Origin of the sequence: Magnetospira sp. QH-2 (genome assembly GCF_000968135.1) — a bacterium.
GTDB lineage: Bacteria > Pseudomonadota > Alphaproteobacteria > Rhodospirillales > Magnetospiraceae > Magnetospira.
Window position 1 is genome coordinate 484,671 of record NZ_FO538765.1, and the last position, 16,303, is coordinate 500,973.

Annotated in this window: 12 protein-coding genes; 4 read left to right on the plus strand and 8 right to left on the minus strand. The window is 59.7% G+C overall.

Annotation, left to right across the window (positions count from 1 at the left end; all coding sequences use genetic code 11):
- Positions 1-40 precede the first annotated feature (40 nt).
- The 8 genes from MGMAQ_RS02435 to MGMAQ_RS02470 all read right to left on the minus strand — a co-directional run bounded on the left by MGMAQ_RS02435 (position 41) and on the right by MGMAQ_RS02470 (position 12,036).
- Positions 41-2,230: a peptidase domain-containing ABC transporter gene (locus MGMAQ_RS02435; protein WP_052716062.1), complete on the minus strand. Its 2,190-nt coding sequence runs from the start codon at positions 2,228-2,230 to the stop codon at positions 41-43.
- Positions 2,227-3,882: a peptidase domain-containing ABC transporter gene (locus MGMAQ_RS02440; RefSeq protein ID WP_052716063.1), complete on the minus strand. Its 1,656-nt coding sequence runs from the start codon at positions 3,880-3,882 to the stop codon at positions 2,227-2,229. The genes MGMAQ_RS02435 and MGMAQ_RS02440 overlap by 4 nt, the downstream gene beginning before the upstream one ends.
- A 204-nt stretch (positions 3,883-4,086) precedes the next feature.
- On the minus strand, positions 4,087-4,416 hold the full coding sequence (locus MGMAQ_RS02445; protein WP_158498753.1) for an Lrp/AsnC family transcriptional regulator: 330 nt from the start codon (positions 4,414-4,416) through the stop codon (positions 4,087-4,089).
- A 771-nt stretch (positions 4,417-5,187) separates the two neighbouring features.
- Positions 5,188-5,556, minus strand: coding sequence for a response regulator transcription factor (locus tag MGMAQ_RS02450; protein ID WP_046020284.1), 369 nt, complete (start codon positions 5,554-5,556; stop codon positions 5,188-5,190).
- Positions 5,553-8,627, minus strand: a complete 3,075-nt coding sequence (locus tag MGMAQ_RS02455) for a PAS domain S-box protein (RefSeq protein ID WP_046020285.1) — start codon at positions 8,625-8,627, stop codon at positions 5,553-5,555. The genes MGMAQ_RS02450 and MGMAQ_RS02455 overlap by 4 nt, the downstream gene beginning before the upstream one ends.
- Before the next feature lie 179 nt (positions 8,628-8,806).
- The gene (locus tag MGMAQ_RS02460) at positions 8,807-8,986 is read right to left on the minus strand and encodes a hypothetical protein (RefSeq protein ID WP_046020286.1); all 180 of its coding nucleotides are present in this window, start codon (positions 8,984-8,986) and stop codon (positions 8,807-8,809) included.
- A gap of 179 nt (positions 8,987-9,165) precedes the next feature.
- A complete protein-coding gene (locus MGMAQ_RS02465) occupies positions 9,166-10,938 on the minus strand; it encodes a chloride channel protein (RefSeq protein WP_046020287.1) in 1,773 nt (590 codons plus the stop codon).
- 39 nt (positions 10,939-10,977) lie between these two features.
- Entirely contained in the window at positions 10,978-12,036 is a 1,059-nt protein-coding gene (locus MGMAQ_RS02470) for a diguanylate cyclase (RefSeq protein ID WP_052716064.1), read from the minus strand.
- 287 nt (positions 12,037-12,323) lie between these two features.
- Between MGMAQ_RS02470 and MGMAQ_RS02475 the strand changes: the two genes are divergently transcribed.
- From MGMAQ_RS02475 to MGMAQ_RS20610, 4 genes are all read left to right on the plus strand, one after another.
- Positions 12,324-13,214 carry a lipopolysaccharide assembly protein LapB gene (locus MGMAQ_RS02475; protein WP_046020288.1) on the plus strand — a complete coding sequence of 297 codons (891 nt, stop codon included), beginning with the start codon at positions 12,324-12,326 and terminating at the stop codon, positions 13,212-13,214.
- A 27-nt stretch (positions 13,215-13,241) separates the two neighbouring features.
- A complete protein-coding gene (locus tag MGMAQ_RS02480) occupies positions 13,242-13,832 on the plus strand; it encodes an ATP-binding cassette domain-containing protein (RefSeq protein WP_052716065.1) in 591 nt (196 codons plus the stop codon).
- The gene (fetB, locus tag MGMAQ_RS02485; protein WP_046020290.1) at positions 13,829-14,638 is read left to right on the plus strand and encodes an iron export ABC transporter permease subunit FetB; all 810 of its coding nucleotides are present in this window, start codon (positions 13,829-13,831) and stop codon (positions 14,636-14,638) included. Before MGMAQ_RS02480 ends, fetB begins: the two co-directional genes overlap by 4 nt.
- A gap of 69 nt (positions 14,639-14,707) precedes the next feature.
- Entirely contained in the window at positions 14,708-16,303 is a 1,596-nt protein-coding gene (locus tag MGMAQ_RS20610) for a hypothetical protein (RefSeq protein WP_046020291.1), read from the plus strand.

Genomic DNA, 16,303 nt, shown 5'->3' on the forward strand with positions numbered 1-16,303 from the left:
GATCTCAATCCGTTGCAGCTGCGATGTTAGAGCCTCATTCTCAGAACAAACCATCAGGGATCCGCTTACGGACCTGTTCCGCCGGACCAAACATGCGCACCATGCCGCCGTCTAAAACGGCAACCTTATCAACATAGCGCAAATGGCTTGGTCTGTGTGTGACGAGGAACACAGTTGTGCTGCCCCGCATGGCTTCCAGTGTTTTGATAAATTGGCGGTCGCCCTCGAAATCCAGGCCATTGACCGGCTCGTCTAGAAGCAGGATCGGGGCGCGGCGCAAATAGGCCCGCGCAAGGGAAATGCGTTGCAGGAAATTGGACGGCAACATGTCGGACCGGCCATCGCCCACACGCGTCCAAAAGCCTTTGGGCAGAGCCTCGATCTCGTCGAGAACACCGGCCTGGGCGCAGGCCCAACTCAATTCTTCATCGGTTGCCGTGGGATGGGACAGCCGCAGGTTTTGCGCCAATGTGCCGAAGAACATATGATATTCCTGCGGGACATAGGCCACGTGATGACGCAACTCGATGGGATCAAGCTGGCGGATATCGATGCCGTCGAATGAGACCGTTCCAGCCTGCGGGGCATATATCCCGGCGATCAGTTTCAGCATCGTCGACTTGCCCGACCCATTGGGACCGACCAGGGCAACCACTTCACCCGGCTCGGCGGCCAGGGACACGCCAATCAAGGCCGGATTGGATTCCGATTTATAGCGCAGGGATACCCGATCCAAGGTCACCGCCCCTTTCATCTCTTCCAAGGGGATGACTTGGGCGGTTTCGTCCCTTTCGGGACGAAGCTGCATGAGGGCGTTGATCTGTTTGGCCGAGGAAGCAATCTGATCGACCTGGGTCAGAGTCAAAAACAGGGTTTGCATGGGGCGCAAGATCCACCAGACCATGATCATGGAAGCGATCAGGCCACCGACGGTGATTTCCCCCTCCAGCGCCTTGAAAACCCCCCAGGCCAGGGTGGCGAGACCCGCCACCATGATCAGGGTCTGGGCAATGGCGGCGGCATGAGAGGATAGCAAAGCACTTTGATTGCCTTTGATGGCGGCCCGTGCCGACAATTCGCGGTAGCGGTCGTACCAGATATCCTCGGCTCCGGTATCCATGAGTGTGCGCATCTTGGTCAGGGCCTCGACCAGGAATTCCTGCTTTCGGCTTTCGGCCTGGGCCGCGTCTCCGACCTTTCGATGCAGCATGGGCGCGAATACCCCGGCCATGACGACAAAGATCAACAGCGCGATCAGCGGCACAAAGGCGATGGTACCGCCGATCATGGCCATCACGGCAACGAATATGAGCACAAAGGGGCCTTCGAGCATCACCGTTGCCAAGGGACCGGTAAAGAACTCTCGAATGCTCTCGAAATCCTTCAGTCGCGCCACCTGGGCATTGGCATTGGCCATTTCGGTATAGGCCGGAGGCAGAAACAGCAAGCGACGGAAGATGGCCCGGCCCATCAGGTAATCCATCCGGGCGCCAATATGGGCAATCAGATTGGCTCGCAAGCTTTTAAGCGCCAGATCACCCAACAGGGCAACCGCCACGCCAATCACCATGAAGCTCAGGGTGGAGAGCGACCCGGTGGCGACCACCCGGTCATAAACCCCCATGATGAAGATCGGCGTGGCGAGGACCAGCAGATTGGCGAAAAAACTGGCGGCCAGGGCCCGAACAATCAGACGCCGGAAGCGAAGGGCAAGATCGAAGACAAAAGAGGTGCGCGATCCCTTCGCTGCCTGTTCCTGCAACTCCTCGGCCCGGAACACATAGACCGTGCCGCTGCCTTTGAATTTGGTTTGATCGTGATAAGATCGGCTGGCGGCATCAAACACCCGCACGGCCCGGCCGCGTCGCTCCAGGGCCACCTGGGCCATGCCATGGTCCGGCAGATAGAGGCAGGGATAAAGCCGGGAATCAATGCCATCGAGAGGCGCGCGGAATTGCTGACTGGCATAACCATGATGGGCCAACACATTCAGCAGGTCGGTCAGATCCAAGGAATCCGCGAAATGGGGCAGGGACTCGGAGATATGCCGCGGATAGCCTTCCCAGCCCAGGGCCTGCAACAAAGGCAGGAGGCAGGCGGCGAGATCGGTGGCCGCCTTGAAGCCGCCAAGCTTGCCCGAGAGGATTTGCTCATCGCCTAGTGTCTGGTGCTCCGCCATGTCGCCCCAGGCAAAATCCGGGCTCGCTTGCCTGTCGATGGGATTGCTCATGCCGGGACCCTTTCAGCGGAGCCTTCGGGGCGGTTCTGTTGTGGCGGTTCCGCTTGTCTTTCGATCAATTGACCATCGGTCAAATCGAAGCGACGATCGCCTAAATTGAGCAAGGAAGGGCGCGAGGATACGATGATCAGGGTGACCCGCCCCTTGATTTGTTCAAGATAGGCACGCAGGCGCATATCGCCGTTGCTGTCCATGGCCGTATTGGCTTCATCAAACAGCACCGCCTTGGGATCGTTGACCAGGGCGCGGACAATGGCCACCCGTTGCTTGATGCCGCGCGGCAGGGCATCTTCGCCCGCATCGCCGATCATGGTGTGATAGCCGCCCGGCAATTTGGCGACCACCTGATCAAGCCCCAATTCCGCGGCTAGTTCCCGGGCCTTGCCGGTCAGTCCCTTGCGGAACATGGTCATGTTTTCCAGCAGCGTTCCTTTGAACAGTTCGCCTTGTTGCGGCAAGTAGGCAATGCCGCTTCGGCGGACTTCAGCGGCGTCATAGTCAAAGATCTGGCGGCCATCGAACCGGACCTCGCCCGAGTCAGGGATCAAGGTGCCGCGCATCAATGCCATCAAGCTGGTCTTGCCCGCTCCGTTGTTGCCGTTGATGCCAATGCATTCTCCCGGTGCGACGGCCAGGCTGGCCCCCTCCAGGATCACCGGTCCGTCCTCCCCATAGCGGAAGTGCACGTCTTCGAGTTCTAGTGCCCCTTGCCACTGGGCCGTGGCGGTTTGATCCGAACGGGGTTCCAAGGGCAGGTCAAAAATAGCCCGTAGACGCTGCCTGGACAATCGAATGGTCTGGAAGCGGCTCCAAAAACCGGCGGCCCGTTGCAGGGGCTGCATGGCGCGCCCCGTGAGCAAGGTACAGGCGGCCAACGCACCGACCGTCATCTGCAAATCGATCACCCTTGTCGCCCCAAAGGCGACGACGGAAATCAGCGCCAGTTGCGAGAGCAGCGTGCCGATATTCAAGGTGGCGGCATTGCGATAGGCAACGCCCCGGCTGCCCCCGGCAACGGATTCCAGCAGTCGGTCATAGCGCTGCACCATTTGTGCTTCCATGCCCATGGATTTGACTGTATGGACACCGCTCAGCACCTCGATGGAAAAGCTCAACCGGCGGTCTCGCAAGGTCGTATGGTCTTCGATGGTATGCCTCAGGCCCCGGGCCTGTATCAGGGTGAAAACCAAGTACAAGACCAACATGCCGCCGGCCACATAGACCAAGGGGCCGCCCAGCAACCATATGAGCGCCAGGAAAATCACCACGAAGGGCAGATCGAGCAGCGCCACCAAGGCCTGACCGGCATAGAATTCCTTGGCCGTGCGCAGGCCCGCCATGCGCTCAATGGAAAGCCCGGCCCCTTCCCGTTCAAAGGCGTCAATGCGCGAATGCAACATGTGACGAAAGGCCGCGCATCCGGCTAGATGTTCGAAGCGACTGCCAATCCAGGCGGTGATTGCCGATCGGGCCATGCGCAATAACAGCTCAAGGACCAAGGCCACAACCACGCCGCCGACCAAAATCAGCAAGGTGCTCAGCGAACTATTGGGAATGATCCGGTCATAAACCTGCAAGAGGGCGAGGGGCAGGGCGAGGGAAAGCAGGTTGATCGCCAGGGAAGACAGGATCAACGACGGCATGACCCGGCCCAAACGACTGAAACGCCCTAGTCGAACGGGGCGGCGTTTTTGATCGGCTGTTTGTTTTTCTTTTGTAGGCATTCAGAGCCAAAGCATCATGTTCAAGAGAGAATCGGTTGGTTCGCCCAGCGATTCGTTTCGAATTCAAATCATATCACCACATGATCGCCCTGTAAAACCGCAAGCAGACCGCCATTCAAGGTATTAAACCTTCAGCGCCGTGGTGGATTTGATGGTCTCCATGGAGAGGCTGGAAGTCACGTTGTAGAGGCTGATGCGGCTGATCAGGTTTTTATAGATCCGGTCAAATTTCGCTGTGGCCCCGACCTGGACCTTGAGCAGGTAGTCGATGTCACCGGTCAGGCGGTGCACTTCGAGGATTTCGGGGATCGCTATCACCGCTTCGGTAAAGGCGGTCAGCCAGTCATCGTCGTGCTTCGACGTGCGTACGGCGACAAAGAAGGTTTCCCCCAATCCCACGGCTTTCGGATCAACCAGGGCGACTTGACGCAGGATCACGCCATTCTTGCGCATCTTTTTGATGCGATTCCATACCGGGGTCTTTGAAGAGCCCACCATCGTCGGCTTTCAACTGATCGAAGCCGGGACCCGGCTCGACGAGCATCTGCCGCTCGCCGCCTGACCTGCCCGGCGCCCTCAAGAAGGCTGTTGAAAGGGGGCGGCATTGGGGGGCGCTGCGGATATAGAAAGGATCGCAAAAGGCGTCTGGAATAGGGATCAGCTCTCGGTGCATTTGGGATTGCTGAGTAAAAGTGCTGTGTCCCTATAATGTACCAACCTTTGGAAACGGGATCCGCGAGCCCGTTTTTTTCGTGGCGACGCTGAAGGCTGTTGCCATTTGCGCAAGGTGGAACCCTGTGCCAGCGCCTAACAGGCTGCTGAAGAAGTCCGATTTCGAGCCTGTGGCGACACATGCTTCGACAAGCTCAGCATGAGGGCCTTCGAATTTTCAACATGTTAGCCTCACCCTGAGCTTCCTCATCCCGAGCTTGTCGAGGGACGAAGGGTGAGGCGGGCCGTCGGACAACACTTTCTCAGCAGCCTGCTAAAGCCATTCATGTTTAATCGGATTCGATCAAACATGACGTAAGCGGGATCGATTGCAATAAGACCGCGCCTGTCCAACGGGTCCGATTGGACCCGACAGGCGCTAAGGGGAGCGTCGCGACCCTTGACCGTAGCCCCGCTACGCCCTGCGCGCCACTCCTGCCCTTAAGGCAAAATGATTCGGTCAGAATGGGTCATATTAAACGCGAAAGACTTTAATCTGTCACGGATCGGCATTCAAACGAGCAAGGCCCTCACCGCATCGCGCAATTCCGTGGGGGTAAAAGGTTTGGCCAGCACCCGGTCGGCACCAAAAGCATCCGCCGCCGACAGGTAATAATCCTTATGCCCCCCCGCGCCGCCGCCGGAGATGGCGATGATCGGAACCTCCGCATGGTCCTGTTTCAAGGTCCGAATCAGTTCCATCCCATCCATGCCCGGCATGAAGATGTCGGTGATCACCAATCGGACTTGGCGGTTCCGGATGGTTTTTAGGGCTTCGGCCCCATCGGTCGCGGTGACGAGATCGTACCCTTCCTTGGTCAGGGTTTTGCACAGGAAGCTTAGAACCTTCTCGTCATCATCAATGAGTAAAAGAGTCGTCATAAGGGGGGCTGCTCATGGTCCGAAGGCGGGTGGTCGCGGGACAAGGCAGCGATTTCCCGAGCCAATTGGGTCATGTCGAAAGGTTTGCGGAGCAAGGGAAAGCTCTCTCCGTCCGCCTGATCAATCGTCTCGAAGTCGTGACCGGACATCAGGAAAATATGCAGCGTAGGATATCGTTGCCGCACTTGCCGTGCTAGATCCACGCCACTCATACCGCCGGGCATCATCACATCGGTCATCACGATTGCCACATCGTCGAGCTTTTCCAGAACCCGGAGGGCTTCCGGCCCATCGCTCGCAATGCTCACTTGCAAGTCCAGGGTTTCGAGCATCAATTTGGTGACCTTGCGAACCCGGGGATCGTCTTCCACAAGAAGCACCCGCACTCCCTTGGAATTGGTGGCGCTGGGTACCATGAAGTTTTCGGAGACCGCTGCCTCGGTATCCGCAACCGGCAGATGCAAGCTGACCGTGGTGCCTTCACCAACTTGGCTATCGATGTTCATGGCCCCACCCGACTGGACAGCGAAGCCCTGCACCATGCTCAACCCCAACCCTGATCCGGCGCCCGCTTCCTTGGTGGTGAAAAAGGGCTCCACGGCCCGAGGCACCAGGTCCGGATCCATGCCGCTACCGGTATCGGCCAAGGCGATCACAATGTACTGTCCTGCCGCGAGGGTTTCGCCGCCCACGATAGTTTGCTCCATCAGGGTCTGGTTGCGGGCCGAGAGGGTGATCTTGCCCCCTCTGTTCATCGCATCGCGGGCATTGAGCCCCAGATTGAGAAGGGCATTGGCCAAGGTATGGGGGTCGGCATAGCCTACCGGGATATTTTCGTCCACTTGGGCTTCTATGGTGATGTTTTCGCCCAGGGTCCGCTGAAGCAGTCGTCTGTTTTCCTGGATCATTGATGGAATATGGATTGCGCGGGGCGTCAGATCGGTTTTGCGGGCAAATGTCAGCAGTTGTTGGACCAGCTCGGCGCCCCGTTGTCCCGCATCAATGGCGTCATCAACGGATTCGGCCCATTCGCTTTGATCCGCCATATCCTCGCGGATCAGTTCCAAATTACCCTTGATGACCTGGATGATGTTGTTGAAATCGTGCGCGATGCCACCGGTCAGCTGACCCACGGCCTTGAGCTTTTGAGTTTGCGCCAATTCCCGTTCCAGGTGCTTGCGGTCGGTGATGTCTTCGGCGATCCCGGTGACCCGGACCAAGTAACCATTGTCATCCCGCACCGGGAAGGCCCGATCCCAGATCTCGCGGACGGACCCGTCCGGGCGGACAATGCGATATTCCATGTCATGAGTGCCGGTGATAGCCATTTGGTCGACGGTGGCTTGGACTCTTTCCCGGTCTTCGGGATGAACGGAGTCCAGGAAGGCCCGAGGCGTTCGCCGCAATTCATCCCGGGTCATGCCCCAAATTCGTTCAAAGGCCGGATTGACATAGAGGATTTCCGTGGTCTTGGGATCGGTCAGCCACAAGACCTCGTCCAGGTTGTCGGCCATGGCCTGGAACCGTTCCTCGCTGGCGCGCAACGCGGTTTCAATTTTCTTGCGTTGTGTGATGTCGGTGACCACCGCGAAGCTGCCGGTGAAGGTGCCCTCGGCATCGAACAGGGGCTTAGGCGCAACAATGGTCGTGGCGACGCCGCCATCCTTCTTCTGCCAATAGAGTTCGTAGCGGTGGTCGGATCCCTTTTTCCTCTGCGCAAATTCATAGGCAAGGATTTGGCGGCCTTCTTCTGTCAGCAGACTGGTTAGTTTCTTGCCCAGCATTTCGTCACGGTTTCGACCATTGATGGCGCACAAGGCATCATTGGCGAAGGTCAGCCGCATCTCCTTGTCAAGGATGCCCAATCCATCGGTCATGCTTTCCACCAAGCTGCGATAGCGTTCTTCGCTGTGCGACAGGTTCTTTTGGATACTAAGAAGGGCGCCAAAGGCCCGCTCGGCGCGAATTCTGGCATGCTGTGATTGCTCTTCAGCCCGTTTCCGGTTTTTTATCGCCCGTCGCAATGAGACGATCCAAACGGCTGCCGCGCCGCCGATCAGCAACAAGGCGGCGAGCCCGACCCCAATCATCAGCGTTTGTTGTCGGCGTTGTTGTTTGCCAACGGGATCGAAAATGAAGTCGGGGCCCGGCGGCTGTCCGGTCACCACGCCCGCAGCCTTTAGGGCGGCATGAATTCCGCGCCATCGGTCCAGATCGTTGTGCCCCAATTCCACGGCGGGGTAGTGGGTCAATGCCAGGACCTCGCCGATCTGGTGTCGGTTGTACCCCCTGACATCCTTGACCGGCAGGCTGCGCGTGAACTCCCGGCTGATTCGGTCGGCGATCTCTTCTCCATTGCTCAAGGCATATCGCCAGCCCTTGAGAGTCGCGTTCTTGAACGCCGCCACCATTTCCGGTCGCTCGTCGACCAGTTGGCGCGAGGTGAAAAGCGTATCGCCATAGAAATCGACCCCGAATCGAGCCGGCTTCAAGGCTCTGACTTTGAGCCCCTGCTCATCGGCAAGCCACTGGTAGTCGAGTGTATAGGCCCCATAGGCATCGACCCGGCCTTCCAAGACATCGCTGATGCCTTTGCGAATGATCGTCAGGTCCGGAAAATCCTTGTCGGGATCGAGACCGGCGGCATTGAGCATTGCCCCGATCTCGGCACTGCCCACGTCCTTGGCCCGGAATAGACCCAGGCGCATGTTCGAAAGTGCCTGAGGCGTGAAAGGCTCTCCCTTGTCCGGCGTGGCAACCAAATAGGCGCTCTCCTGGTAGATCGGCGCCAGCACGACGATGGGGCGTCCTTGATCATACTCGGTCAGCAGGTCGGTGACGGTCGTGGCGAAGTGGGCGCGTCCTTCGACGACCTCGCGGGAGGTATTGACCAGCCGACCGTTGCGAAAGCCGGAGCGGAACTCGACCTCCAGTCCCACATCGGCATAATACCCTTGCCATTGGGCGGCGTAATATCCGGCGAATTGGAATTGATGATCCCATTGCAGCTGCAGCACCACTTTTTCAGCCGCCCGCGGCTGAACGCCAAGGAGGGCGGCTAAGAGGCCCATGAAAATGCTCGTGGAAATTCGGAGCAGAGGGAGACGGCCTCGTACTATGTTCACGCGATAGGATTTGAGTCGACCATGGAAGAAGGACAAGAGATTCCCGGGAGCCATTGTTGACCTGCGCTTCCCCTACTATGTGGGGATCAAGGCTTCAGGGTCAAACTCCCTTTGAGGACAAAAAGTTAGACCAGACGGTCTAATCCGTAGCCGTGGTCGCGGCAGTAGTCACGCAGCCAGCGGACCGATCGTCCCTGGGCCCAACCAACGCAGGGATCGGCGGATACGATTTGCTGTGTGGTGGGATCCACCTCTAAATCGGCAATAAAGGATTGCGGCGCGATCATCTGATAGATCTGAAACATGGTGCCTCTCCTTGTCGGGGTGATTCCAGGTCGCAAGAATAAAGTTACGCTTTGGAGGGATTTTTTGTAATCCTGCGTATGGTTATAGCGACCTTTGGATAATTTTTGGTTAATTACCCCTTGGAGAACGTACTATTGGCAAGGCCCAAGTCCCCCTTTTGGTGGGGTTTTCGCCACAATCAGGCGCGTTCTTCGGCCCGTGCCTCGATCAATGCCCGGTTATAGGCCGCCATGACGTCGCAGACCCTTGCCAGACCCAGGAATCGCATGGACTCTCGATCAGCGACCACGGCGATGGTTTCCTCACCCCTGTCGTGCATTAATTTGAGCGCTCGTTCCAAATCGTCGGTGGGGCACAAAACAGGCGGCTTGCGGCGGGCCGTGTCCCCGGCATTGACCAATAAGTCCATGGAGGGATCAAAGGCTGCTTCGCTCATATCGGCCAGGGTCACGGTGCCGATCAGGCGGTCATTGTTTCCGATTACAAAAAGCTCCCCTACCGACGATTGCTGCAAGGCTTGGCGCAATCCGGGCAGAAGTAGGGCCTCGGGGACCACGTCGGCCTGCTCGGTCATCACCGTGGCCACGGTCTGGCCGCGCAACAAGGCAGAGGCAAATCCGCCATGCAGATCAAGGCCGCGTCGAGACAGTTGCCAGTGGAAGAAAGAGCGGCTGTGCAGTTGCTGAATCATGACCGAGGCCATAACCGCGCCGATCATCACCGCCATGGTCAGGGCATAGTCGCCCGTCAATTCGAAAACGATCAATGTGGTGGATATGGGAGCACCGAGGATGGCGGAAGCCATGGCGCCCATGCCCACCAAAACATAGGCTCCGCCCCCTGCCGACAGCTCCGGATAAAGGCCGGCCGCAACCGCGCCATAAGCCCCGCCCACCAGCGCACCGAGAACCAGCGACGGGCTGAAGACACCGCCCGCGAAGCCTCCGCCGAGGCAAAGCGCCGTGGCGACAAATTTCGCGGCTGCCAGAATGATCAACATCTGCAATGGAAATTGGCTGTTCAGAGCCTTGTCCGTCGTGCCGTAGCCAACGCCCAGAACTTCCGGGTAAAACAGTGCGATTCCGCCGATCACCGCGCCGATCAGCGCCGGGCGGATCCAGCGCGGTAGGGAGAGGCCATCCATACCCATTTCCACCCGCCGTACACTGAACAAAAAGGCCACCGCAATCAGACCACAGACCACGCCCAGACCGGCAAACGCCGGGAACTCCAAGGCCGAGCCGATGGGGTGTTCGCCAATCATAAAGGCCGGAAAATCGCCATACATGGCCCGCGAGACCATGGTTCCGGAAACACTGGAAATGACGATGGGGGCAAAGGCACTCAGTCCGTAATGGCCCACCACCACCTCGTTGGCAAATAAGGCGCCGGCCAGGGGGGCGTTGAACGAGGCTGCCACCGCCGAGGCAACGCCGCAGCCAAGCAAGGTACGTGAAAGACTGCGGGTCAGGTGTAATTTGGCGGCAATCCAGGCTCCCACGGTGGCGCCCAAATGCACCGCCGGACCTTCGCGCCCCACCGATCCACCGACTCCCACCGACAAAGCGCTGGCCACCGCTGCGCCCAGCCCGGCTTTAAGGTTCATCTTGCTGCCATGCATGGCGCAGGATTCGATCACGTCGGCCACTCCCTGCGGCCGCCCGTTGGGCATTATGAACTTGAGGGTAATTCCGACGATCAAGCCGCCTGCGGTGGGTACCAAGATCACCTGCCACCAAGGCAGGCCGCGGACCAAATCGCCCAAATACTCCGTATCCGATCCGTAGCTCAGCGCTTGGATGAGATCCATGCCCTCGCGCAGCAGGATGACCGCACCGCCGGTGCAGACACCAACCACCACCGCCAACAGTGCCAACAAAAGCTGGTCATTGTGCAGCAGCCGCCGCACCCACATGAGCCATTGGCTGGGTCTGAAAGCTAACCTGGACATAAGACATTATTGCCCAACGGAACGCGGGCGCAAAGGGTGCTACTTGGCAACCTGTAATTCATCGGGCGAAAGTTCGTCCTCGCCGATCACCATATCCCGGCCTCGACCCTTGGCGGCATAGAGGCAGGCATCGGCCCGCTCGACCAATTGGCCCAGAGGTTCACCGTACTGAAACAGGCTAACACCGATGGAAACCGATAGACGGCCCATCTTTTTGCCGGTTTTGCGGTTGACCAGGGATTTGTTGCGGATCTTGTCGCAGACGGCTTCGCCGACTTTTTTGGCGCCGATCAACGAGGTCGCGGGCAGGATGATGCCGAATTCCTCGCCGCCATAGCGGGCAGCGGTGTCTTGTCCTTTGATGCTGCTGGTCAGGACTTGGGCCAAAACCTTGAGCACCTGATCGCCGATTTGATGGCCATAGGTGTCATTGAAGCGCTTGAAGTGGTCGATATCGATCATCAACAGAGTCAATTCACCGCCTTCTTCCATGGCTTCGGTGGCGGCGGTGCGCAGGGCGGCATCAAAGACTTTGCGGTTGGGAATGCCGGTCAACCCGTCGGTCAGGGCTTCGTGGCGCATCTTGTCCAGGTCGGTACGCAGTTGGTCCACCTGCTGACCCGAAGCGGCCAATTGTTTTTCCAACGCCTCGTTTTGGGCCTCCATCTCGCGGGTGGCCTCCAAGATGCTTGTAATAGCTGATCCCAGATCGTCGGGACCGCCTGCCTGACTGATTTGTTCGGAATGGCTTTGCAGGGTCTCGCCGTAATCCTTGGCGCTGCCCCCCATCTCGGCCATGTAGGTCAGGACTTTGCTGATCTGGGCTTCCAACTCGTCGCTGGCCGACCGTACGCTGGCCCGTTCCTCGTCGGTGGTAAAAAATTTGCGGTGGATGTCCGCATTGCGGTCGGGGGTGAAATCCTGATTGTTGTCGAGCAAGATATCCAGAGTCCGCCGCAGGTCCGGCATATCGCCCACATGGTAGTGGTACCAGACCGAAAAATTGTTCGGGCTCGGCTCGACCTTCAGCTTGGCCATATGCTCAACCGCCGCCCATGCGGTCTCGGCAACTTGATTGAAGTCGTCGGATGGACTCACGACCCGTATTCCCCACCTGTTAGGGCTCCAAGAATACCGAGTTGTTTCCGGAATCCAAGCATGAATCCGACACAAGGGCAGAAGATCACGGTCCTTTGTCCTCCAAAGGGGAAGGATATCTATTTTTGCGGGAGCATGAAATTAATTTAACCTTTAAGGGTGGGGATTGGGGACATTTGCCGTTGTCCCAAGGGGCCGCAGGGCGTTAGAATCAATTCCCTCGCGGGAGATCCTAGAGGTCTTTGTGTACTCGATTGAATTCACCGACAAAACTAAGGGAAGCCGTCATGATCAAAGCGGACATCAGGAAATCCGAAGCCGAACGCCTGCTCCTTTCCGGCGACGTCGACGGCGCCAGGGACGCATTTACCGAGGCAGTGAGTCTTTATCATGAAGCGGGGGACAATAGCGGCAAGGCCGATGCGTTGGTTTCCCTTGGTAACTTGGAGCGCGATGCCGGGGTGGTATCGGCGGCGCGGCGAGCCTACGAACAGGCTTTGGCGATCTATCACGATTCAGGCAGTGATCACGGGGAGGCTCAGGCGTTGTTGGAAATGGCCGACCTGGCGCGAACGGCAGAGGTATTCGACGACGCGGCAACATTCTATGAAAAGTCCCGCGCGCTCATGGTGCAGGCCGGCGATACCCGGGGCGAAGCCAAGACTTATAAGGGACTCGGCCATCTGGGGCGGCGCCAGGGGCAAGAAGACCAAGCTCTCGCCTCCTATCAAAAGGCCTGTCGTCTTTATGAGGCTGCTGGCGATGATTTGGGGAAGGCCGTCGTGTTGAAACATGTGGGCCATATCGAGCGCCGCATGGGCCGTCCGGATCTGGCCCACGAAGCCTATGACGAAGCCCTGGAAATCTTCCGCGATAGCGGCGATCATATGGGCGAAGCCGCGGTCCTCACGGGCATCGGCGAATTACAGCGCAAGCTGGGCAACGTGGACGGCGCCCGGGAAACGCTTGGTCAGGCTCTCTCTATCTGTACCGATTTGGGTGATCTACGCGGCGAGGCTCATGCCCTGCTGGCGCTGGCACGGCTTGAGGTGGAACACGACCTCAAACGGGCTCGGGATCATTTCCATCATGCCGCCAGCCTGTTCGACCGGACCGGCGTGCCGCAGGTGCGCGATCACGTTCTGAAAGAATTGGAGGCCTTGCCCGCCGCCACCTGATTGGCGGACAGCGGGCGCGGAGATGCCATGCTGACCATCGAGGCCCTCCGCCGTCCCGGCCTGCACCCGTTCGATCTGAAACTGGACGCCGGGCAATGCCTGGGCGTCAATGGCGCATCGGGATCGGGCAAGACCTTGATGCTGCGCGCCATCGCCGATCTGGATCCCAACCAAGGCAGCGTGACACTGGACGGTCGTGACCGAACCACGTTCGACGGTCCGGCATGGCGCCGCTTGGTCGCTTATCTCCCCGCCGAGTCTGGCTGGTGGGCGGCTCGGGTTGGAGATCATTTCCCTGATGGCGACAACGGTCTGACCGTTGAGCTGGGTCTCCCCGCGGGGATCATGAACCGCACGGTGCTCGACTTATCCACCGGCGAACGGCAACGTCTGGCCCTGGTCAGGACGGTGATGCGCGATCCTGCGGTCTTGTTGCTGGATGAACCCACCTCTGGCTTGGATCCCCATGGGGTGGAGCGTGTGGAAGCGGTGCTGGGCCGACTGCTGACCGATGGCAAGGCAATGCTGTTGGTCACCCATGACGCCGCCCAAGTGGGCCGCCTCGCCCACGAGCGTCGGACCATGACCAACGGACTTCTTTCGGAGGCCATGTCATGACCTACGTGCGCCTGGACTATCTGGACATCGCCATCTCCGCGTTGCTGTTGTTGATCCATGGCGGTTTGTCGCTGCGGCTACGGCTGGGTTTGGGCCGGACCATGATCATCGCCACCGTCCGCATGGTGGTGCAGCTGACGTTGATCGGGTTGGTTTTGCAGCAGTTGTTCGAGATGGTCTCGCCCTGGGCGACCGGGTTGGCGGCGCTGGTCATGATCACTTTCGCCGGGCGCGAGATCGCCGCCCGCCAGCATCACAAGCTGGAAGGCTGGTGGGCCCATGGGCTGGGCTCGGGTAGCATGGTCATGGCCGGCACGTTGGTCACATTGTTGGCTCTGACCACCCAGATCCGCCCCGATCCCTGGTACGATCCAAGGTATGCCTTACCTTTGTTCGGCATGATCATGGGCAATGCCATGACCGGCGTGTCCTTGGGCCTGGACCGATTGCTGGCGGCGGCGGTGCGTGAACGGGTGGCCATCGAGGCCCGCCTGGCGCTGGGCCATACGCGCTGGCAGGCCACCGAAACCATGGTCCGCGACGCCATGCGCGCCGGACTGATGCCCATCGTCAATGCCATGGCGGCATCGGGAGTGGTGTCCCTGCCTGGCATGATGACCGGACAGATACTGGCTGGGGTGGCGCCCACCGAGGCGGTGAAGTACCAGTTGCTGATCATGTTCCTGATCGCCGGGGCCGTGGGGCTTGGTGTCATGGGGGCGGTCATGGGCGGAGTCTGGCGGTTGACCGACGAGCGCCACCGGCTGCGGTTGGACCGGCTGCAAGGAACGGGACGGCACGGTTGAACCGCTGCCAGGGGACTGTTAGCGTGACTCCGGTGTGGAAATCCCCGTCATTGGGGTGGGAACAAAGTGATGAAGTGGATCTTCTGGAGCGGATTGGCCGCGGCCCTGGCCGTCGCCGGATTCCTGTGGATCGGGGCGCCCTTGCTGGAGTCCCTGATTCCGGCTGGCAGCAGGGATGGGCAAAGGTCCGCCGCCCCCGCTGACCCCGTCTCTGCCGCCCCACCGGCTGCGCGTCTTCAGGACACCGACGATGTTGCCCTGCGACAGCTTCTCACCGACCGCCTGAGCTTGCAGGCGATGATCAACAGCCCGGCTCTGCCCACGGACGATACGGCCTTTCAATACCTGGGACTGTCCATCCAGGCCATGGACCCGGCGCGGCTCGGGGCGCAGTTGTCCGGCCTGATCAAAGGGCGGGCCGAGGGCATCGTGGTGACCGCAGCCCTGGCTTTGGATGATGGACGCACCTTTCCCGATCTGCCTATCTTGATTCTGCGGCGCGGCGCCGATGGTTCCTTTACCCGCCTCTTTCCGTCGCCCGATGGCCCGGTGGGCCTGACTCCCTTGGTAGCCAGGCTGGACAGTACCAGCGCCACCGTCAGTTTGTCGGCCTTGTTGCTGGAAACCCTGAATGGGGACAATGCGGACGCGGTGGTTTCGGCGGCGGGTCGGGTGGTTTCGGTGGCGCCCTTCGCCAATATCCTCTCGGCCCCGGATCAGGTGGCCCGGCTGTCTGGCGAAATGTCCGCTTTCCGCTCTCTTTTGGCAACGCTTGAACCCTTGCTGCTGGATCCTCTGGCGGCTCTGCGATTCTCCTTCGAGGGACCGGAGCAGGCCTCCCAACGGCGGGCCGTCTATCTGGATGAACAAGGACAACCCTCGCCTTGGTTTGATCTGACGGTCACCGCCCAGGGTGGCCTGTTGGCCGAGGCGACGGACCCGCTGGCTGTATCCCCCGATGGCGAACGCGGCATCGGCGATCTTCTGACACTGGAGGCGGATCTCACCGCCTATGCCCTGCATGCCACAGGAGTGAATCTTGAATTGGCCTGTGAATCCCTGGCTGGAATGCTGCGCGACAGCCTCGGTCTGTCGCCTCAGGATGCCGCGGCGGCTCTGCGCCCCTTGATGGCGGCCCGGGCGGTCTTGGGCGAGGATGTCTCGAACTGCCGCGAAGCACCCGAGGCCGCCCCCCCACGGCGCGTCGCCGTCGATATCCGGATCCGGGTTCTAAACGGTCTCACCGCACGGCTGCATGGGGGCCGGCTCGGTGCCGCCCGCCCGTTGTTTCGCGACCGGGTTCACTTGCATGACATCAGCGGCCACTGGCTCCATGGCGAAATGGATGGGGTTCTTGGTAATGCAGCCGCCTGGCTGGCCCGCGATGCCTCCCTGGAAACCATGGGTGAGACCTTACAGGCCCTGCCGGTGGCCAAGGTCGCCTGTTACCACCGCACCCGACGCGGTGGCGGCACCTTGGTGCAACTGGCGGGCGTCCGCGATCTCATGGCCCTGGACGCGGCCTTCGATGACGATGGCAAGGTTATCGGCCTGAGCTTCGGCCCGGTGGACCAACAACGCTTCTGCCGCGCCATCGCCGGGAGCGAATGCTACTTCGCCGGGGCGGGGGTATTTGGGAATGTGCGCCGTACCGCCTGCCGTTAA

Coding starts and splice junctions, on each gene's coding strand:
- MGMAQ_RS02435 (WP_052716062.1), bottom strand. CDS start 2,230: ATGAGCAATCCCATCGACAGGCAAGCGAGCCCGGATTTTGCCTGGGGC.
- MGMAQ_RS02440 (WP_052716063.1), bottom strand. CDS start 3,882: ATGCCGTCGTTGATCCTGTCTTCCCTGGCGATCAACCTGCTTTCCCTC.
- MGMAQ_RS02445 (WP_158498753.1), bottom strand. CDS start 4,416: ATGCGCAAGAATGGCGTGATCCTGCGTCAAGTCGCCCTGGTTGATCCG.
- MGMAQ_RS02450 (WP_046020284.1), bottom strand. CDS start 5,556: ATGACGACTCTTTTACTCATTGATGATGACGAGAAGGTTCTAAGCTTC.
- MGMAQ_RS02455 (WP_046020285.1), bottom strand. CDS start 8,627: ATGGGCCTCTTAGCCGCCCTCCTTGGCGTTCAGCCGCGGGCGGCTGAA.
- MGMAQ_RS02460 (WP_046020286.1), bottom strand. CDS start 8,986: ATGTTTCAGATCTATCAGATGATCGCGCCGCAATCCTTTATTGCCGAT.
- MGMAQ_RS02465 (WP_046020287.1), bottom strand. CDS start 10,938: ATGTCCAGGTTAGCTTTCAGACCCAGCCAATGGCTCATGTGGGTGCGG.
- MGMAQ_RS02475 (WP_046020288.1), top strand. CDS start 12,324: ATGATCAAAGCGGACATCAGGAAATCCGAAGCCGAACGCCTGCTCCTT.
- MGMAQ_RS02480 (WP_052716065.1), top strand. CDS start 13,242: ATGCTGACCATCGAGGCCCTCCGCCGTCCCGGCCTGCACCCGTTCGAT.
- fetB (WP_046020290.1), top strand. CDS start 13,829: ATGACCTACGTGCGCCTGGACTATCTGGACATCGCCATCTCCGCGTTG.
- MGMAQ_RS20610 (WP_046020291.1), top strand. CDS start 14,708: ATGAAGTGGATCTTCTGGAGCGGATTGGCCGCGGCCCTGGCCGTCGCC.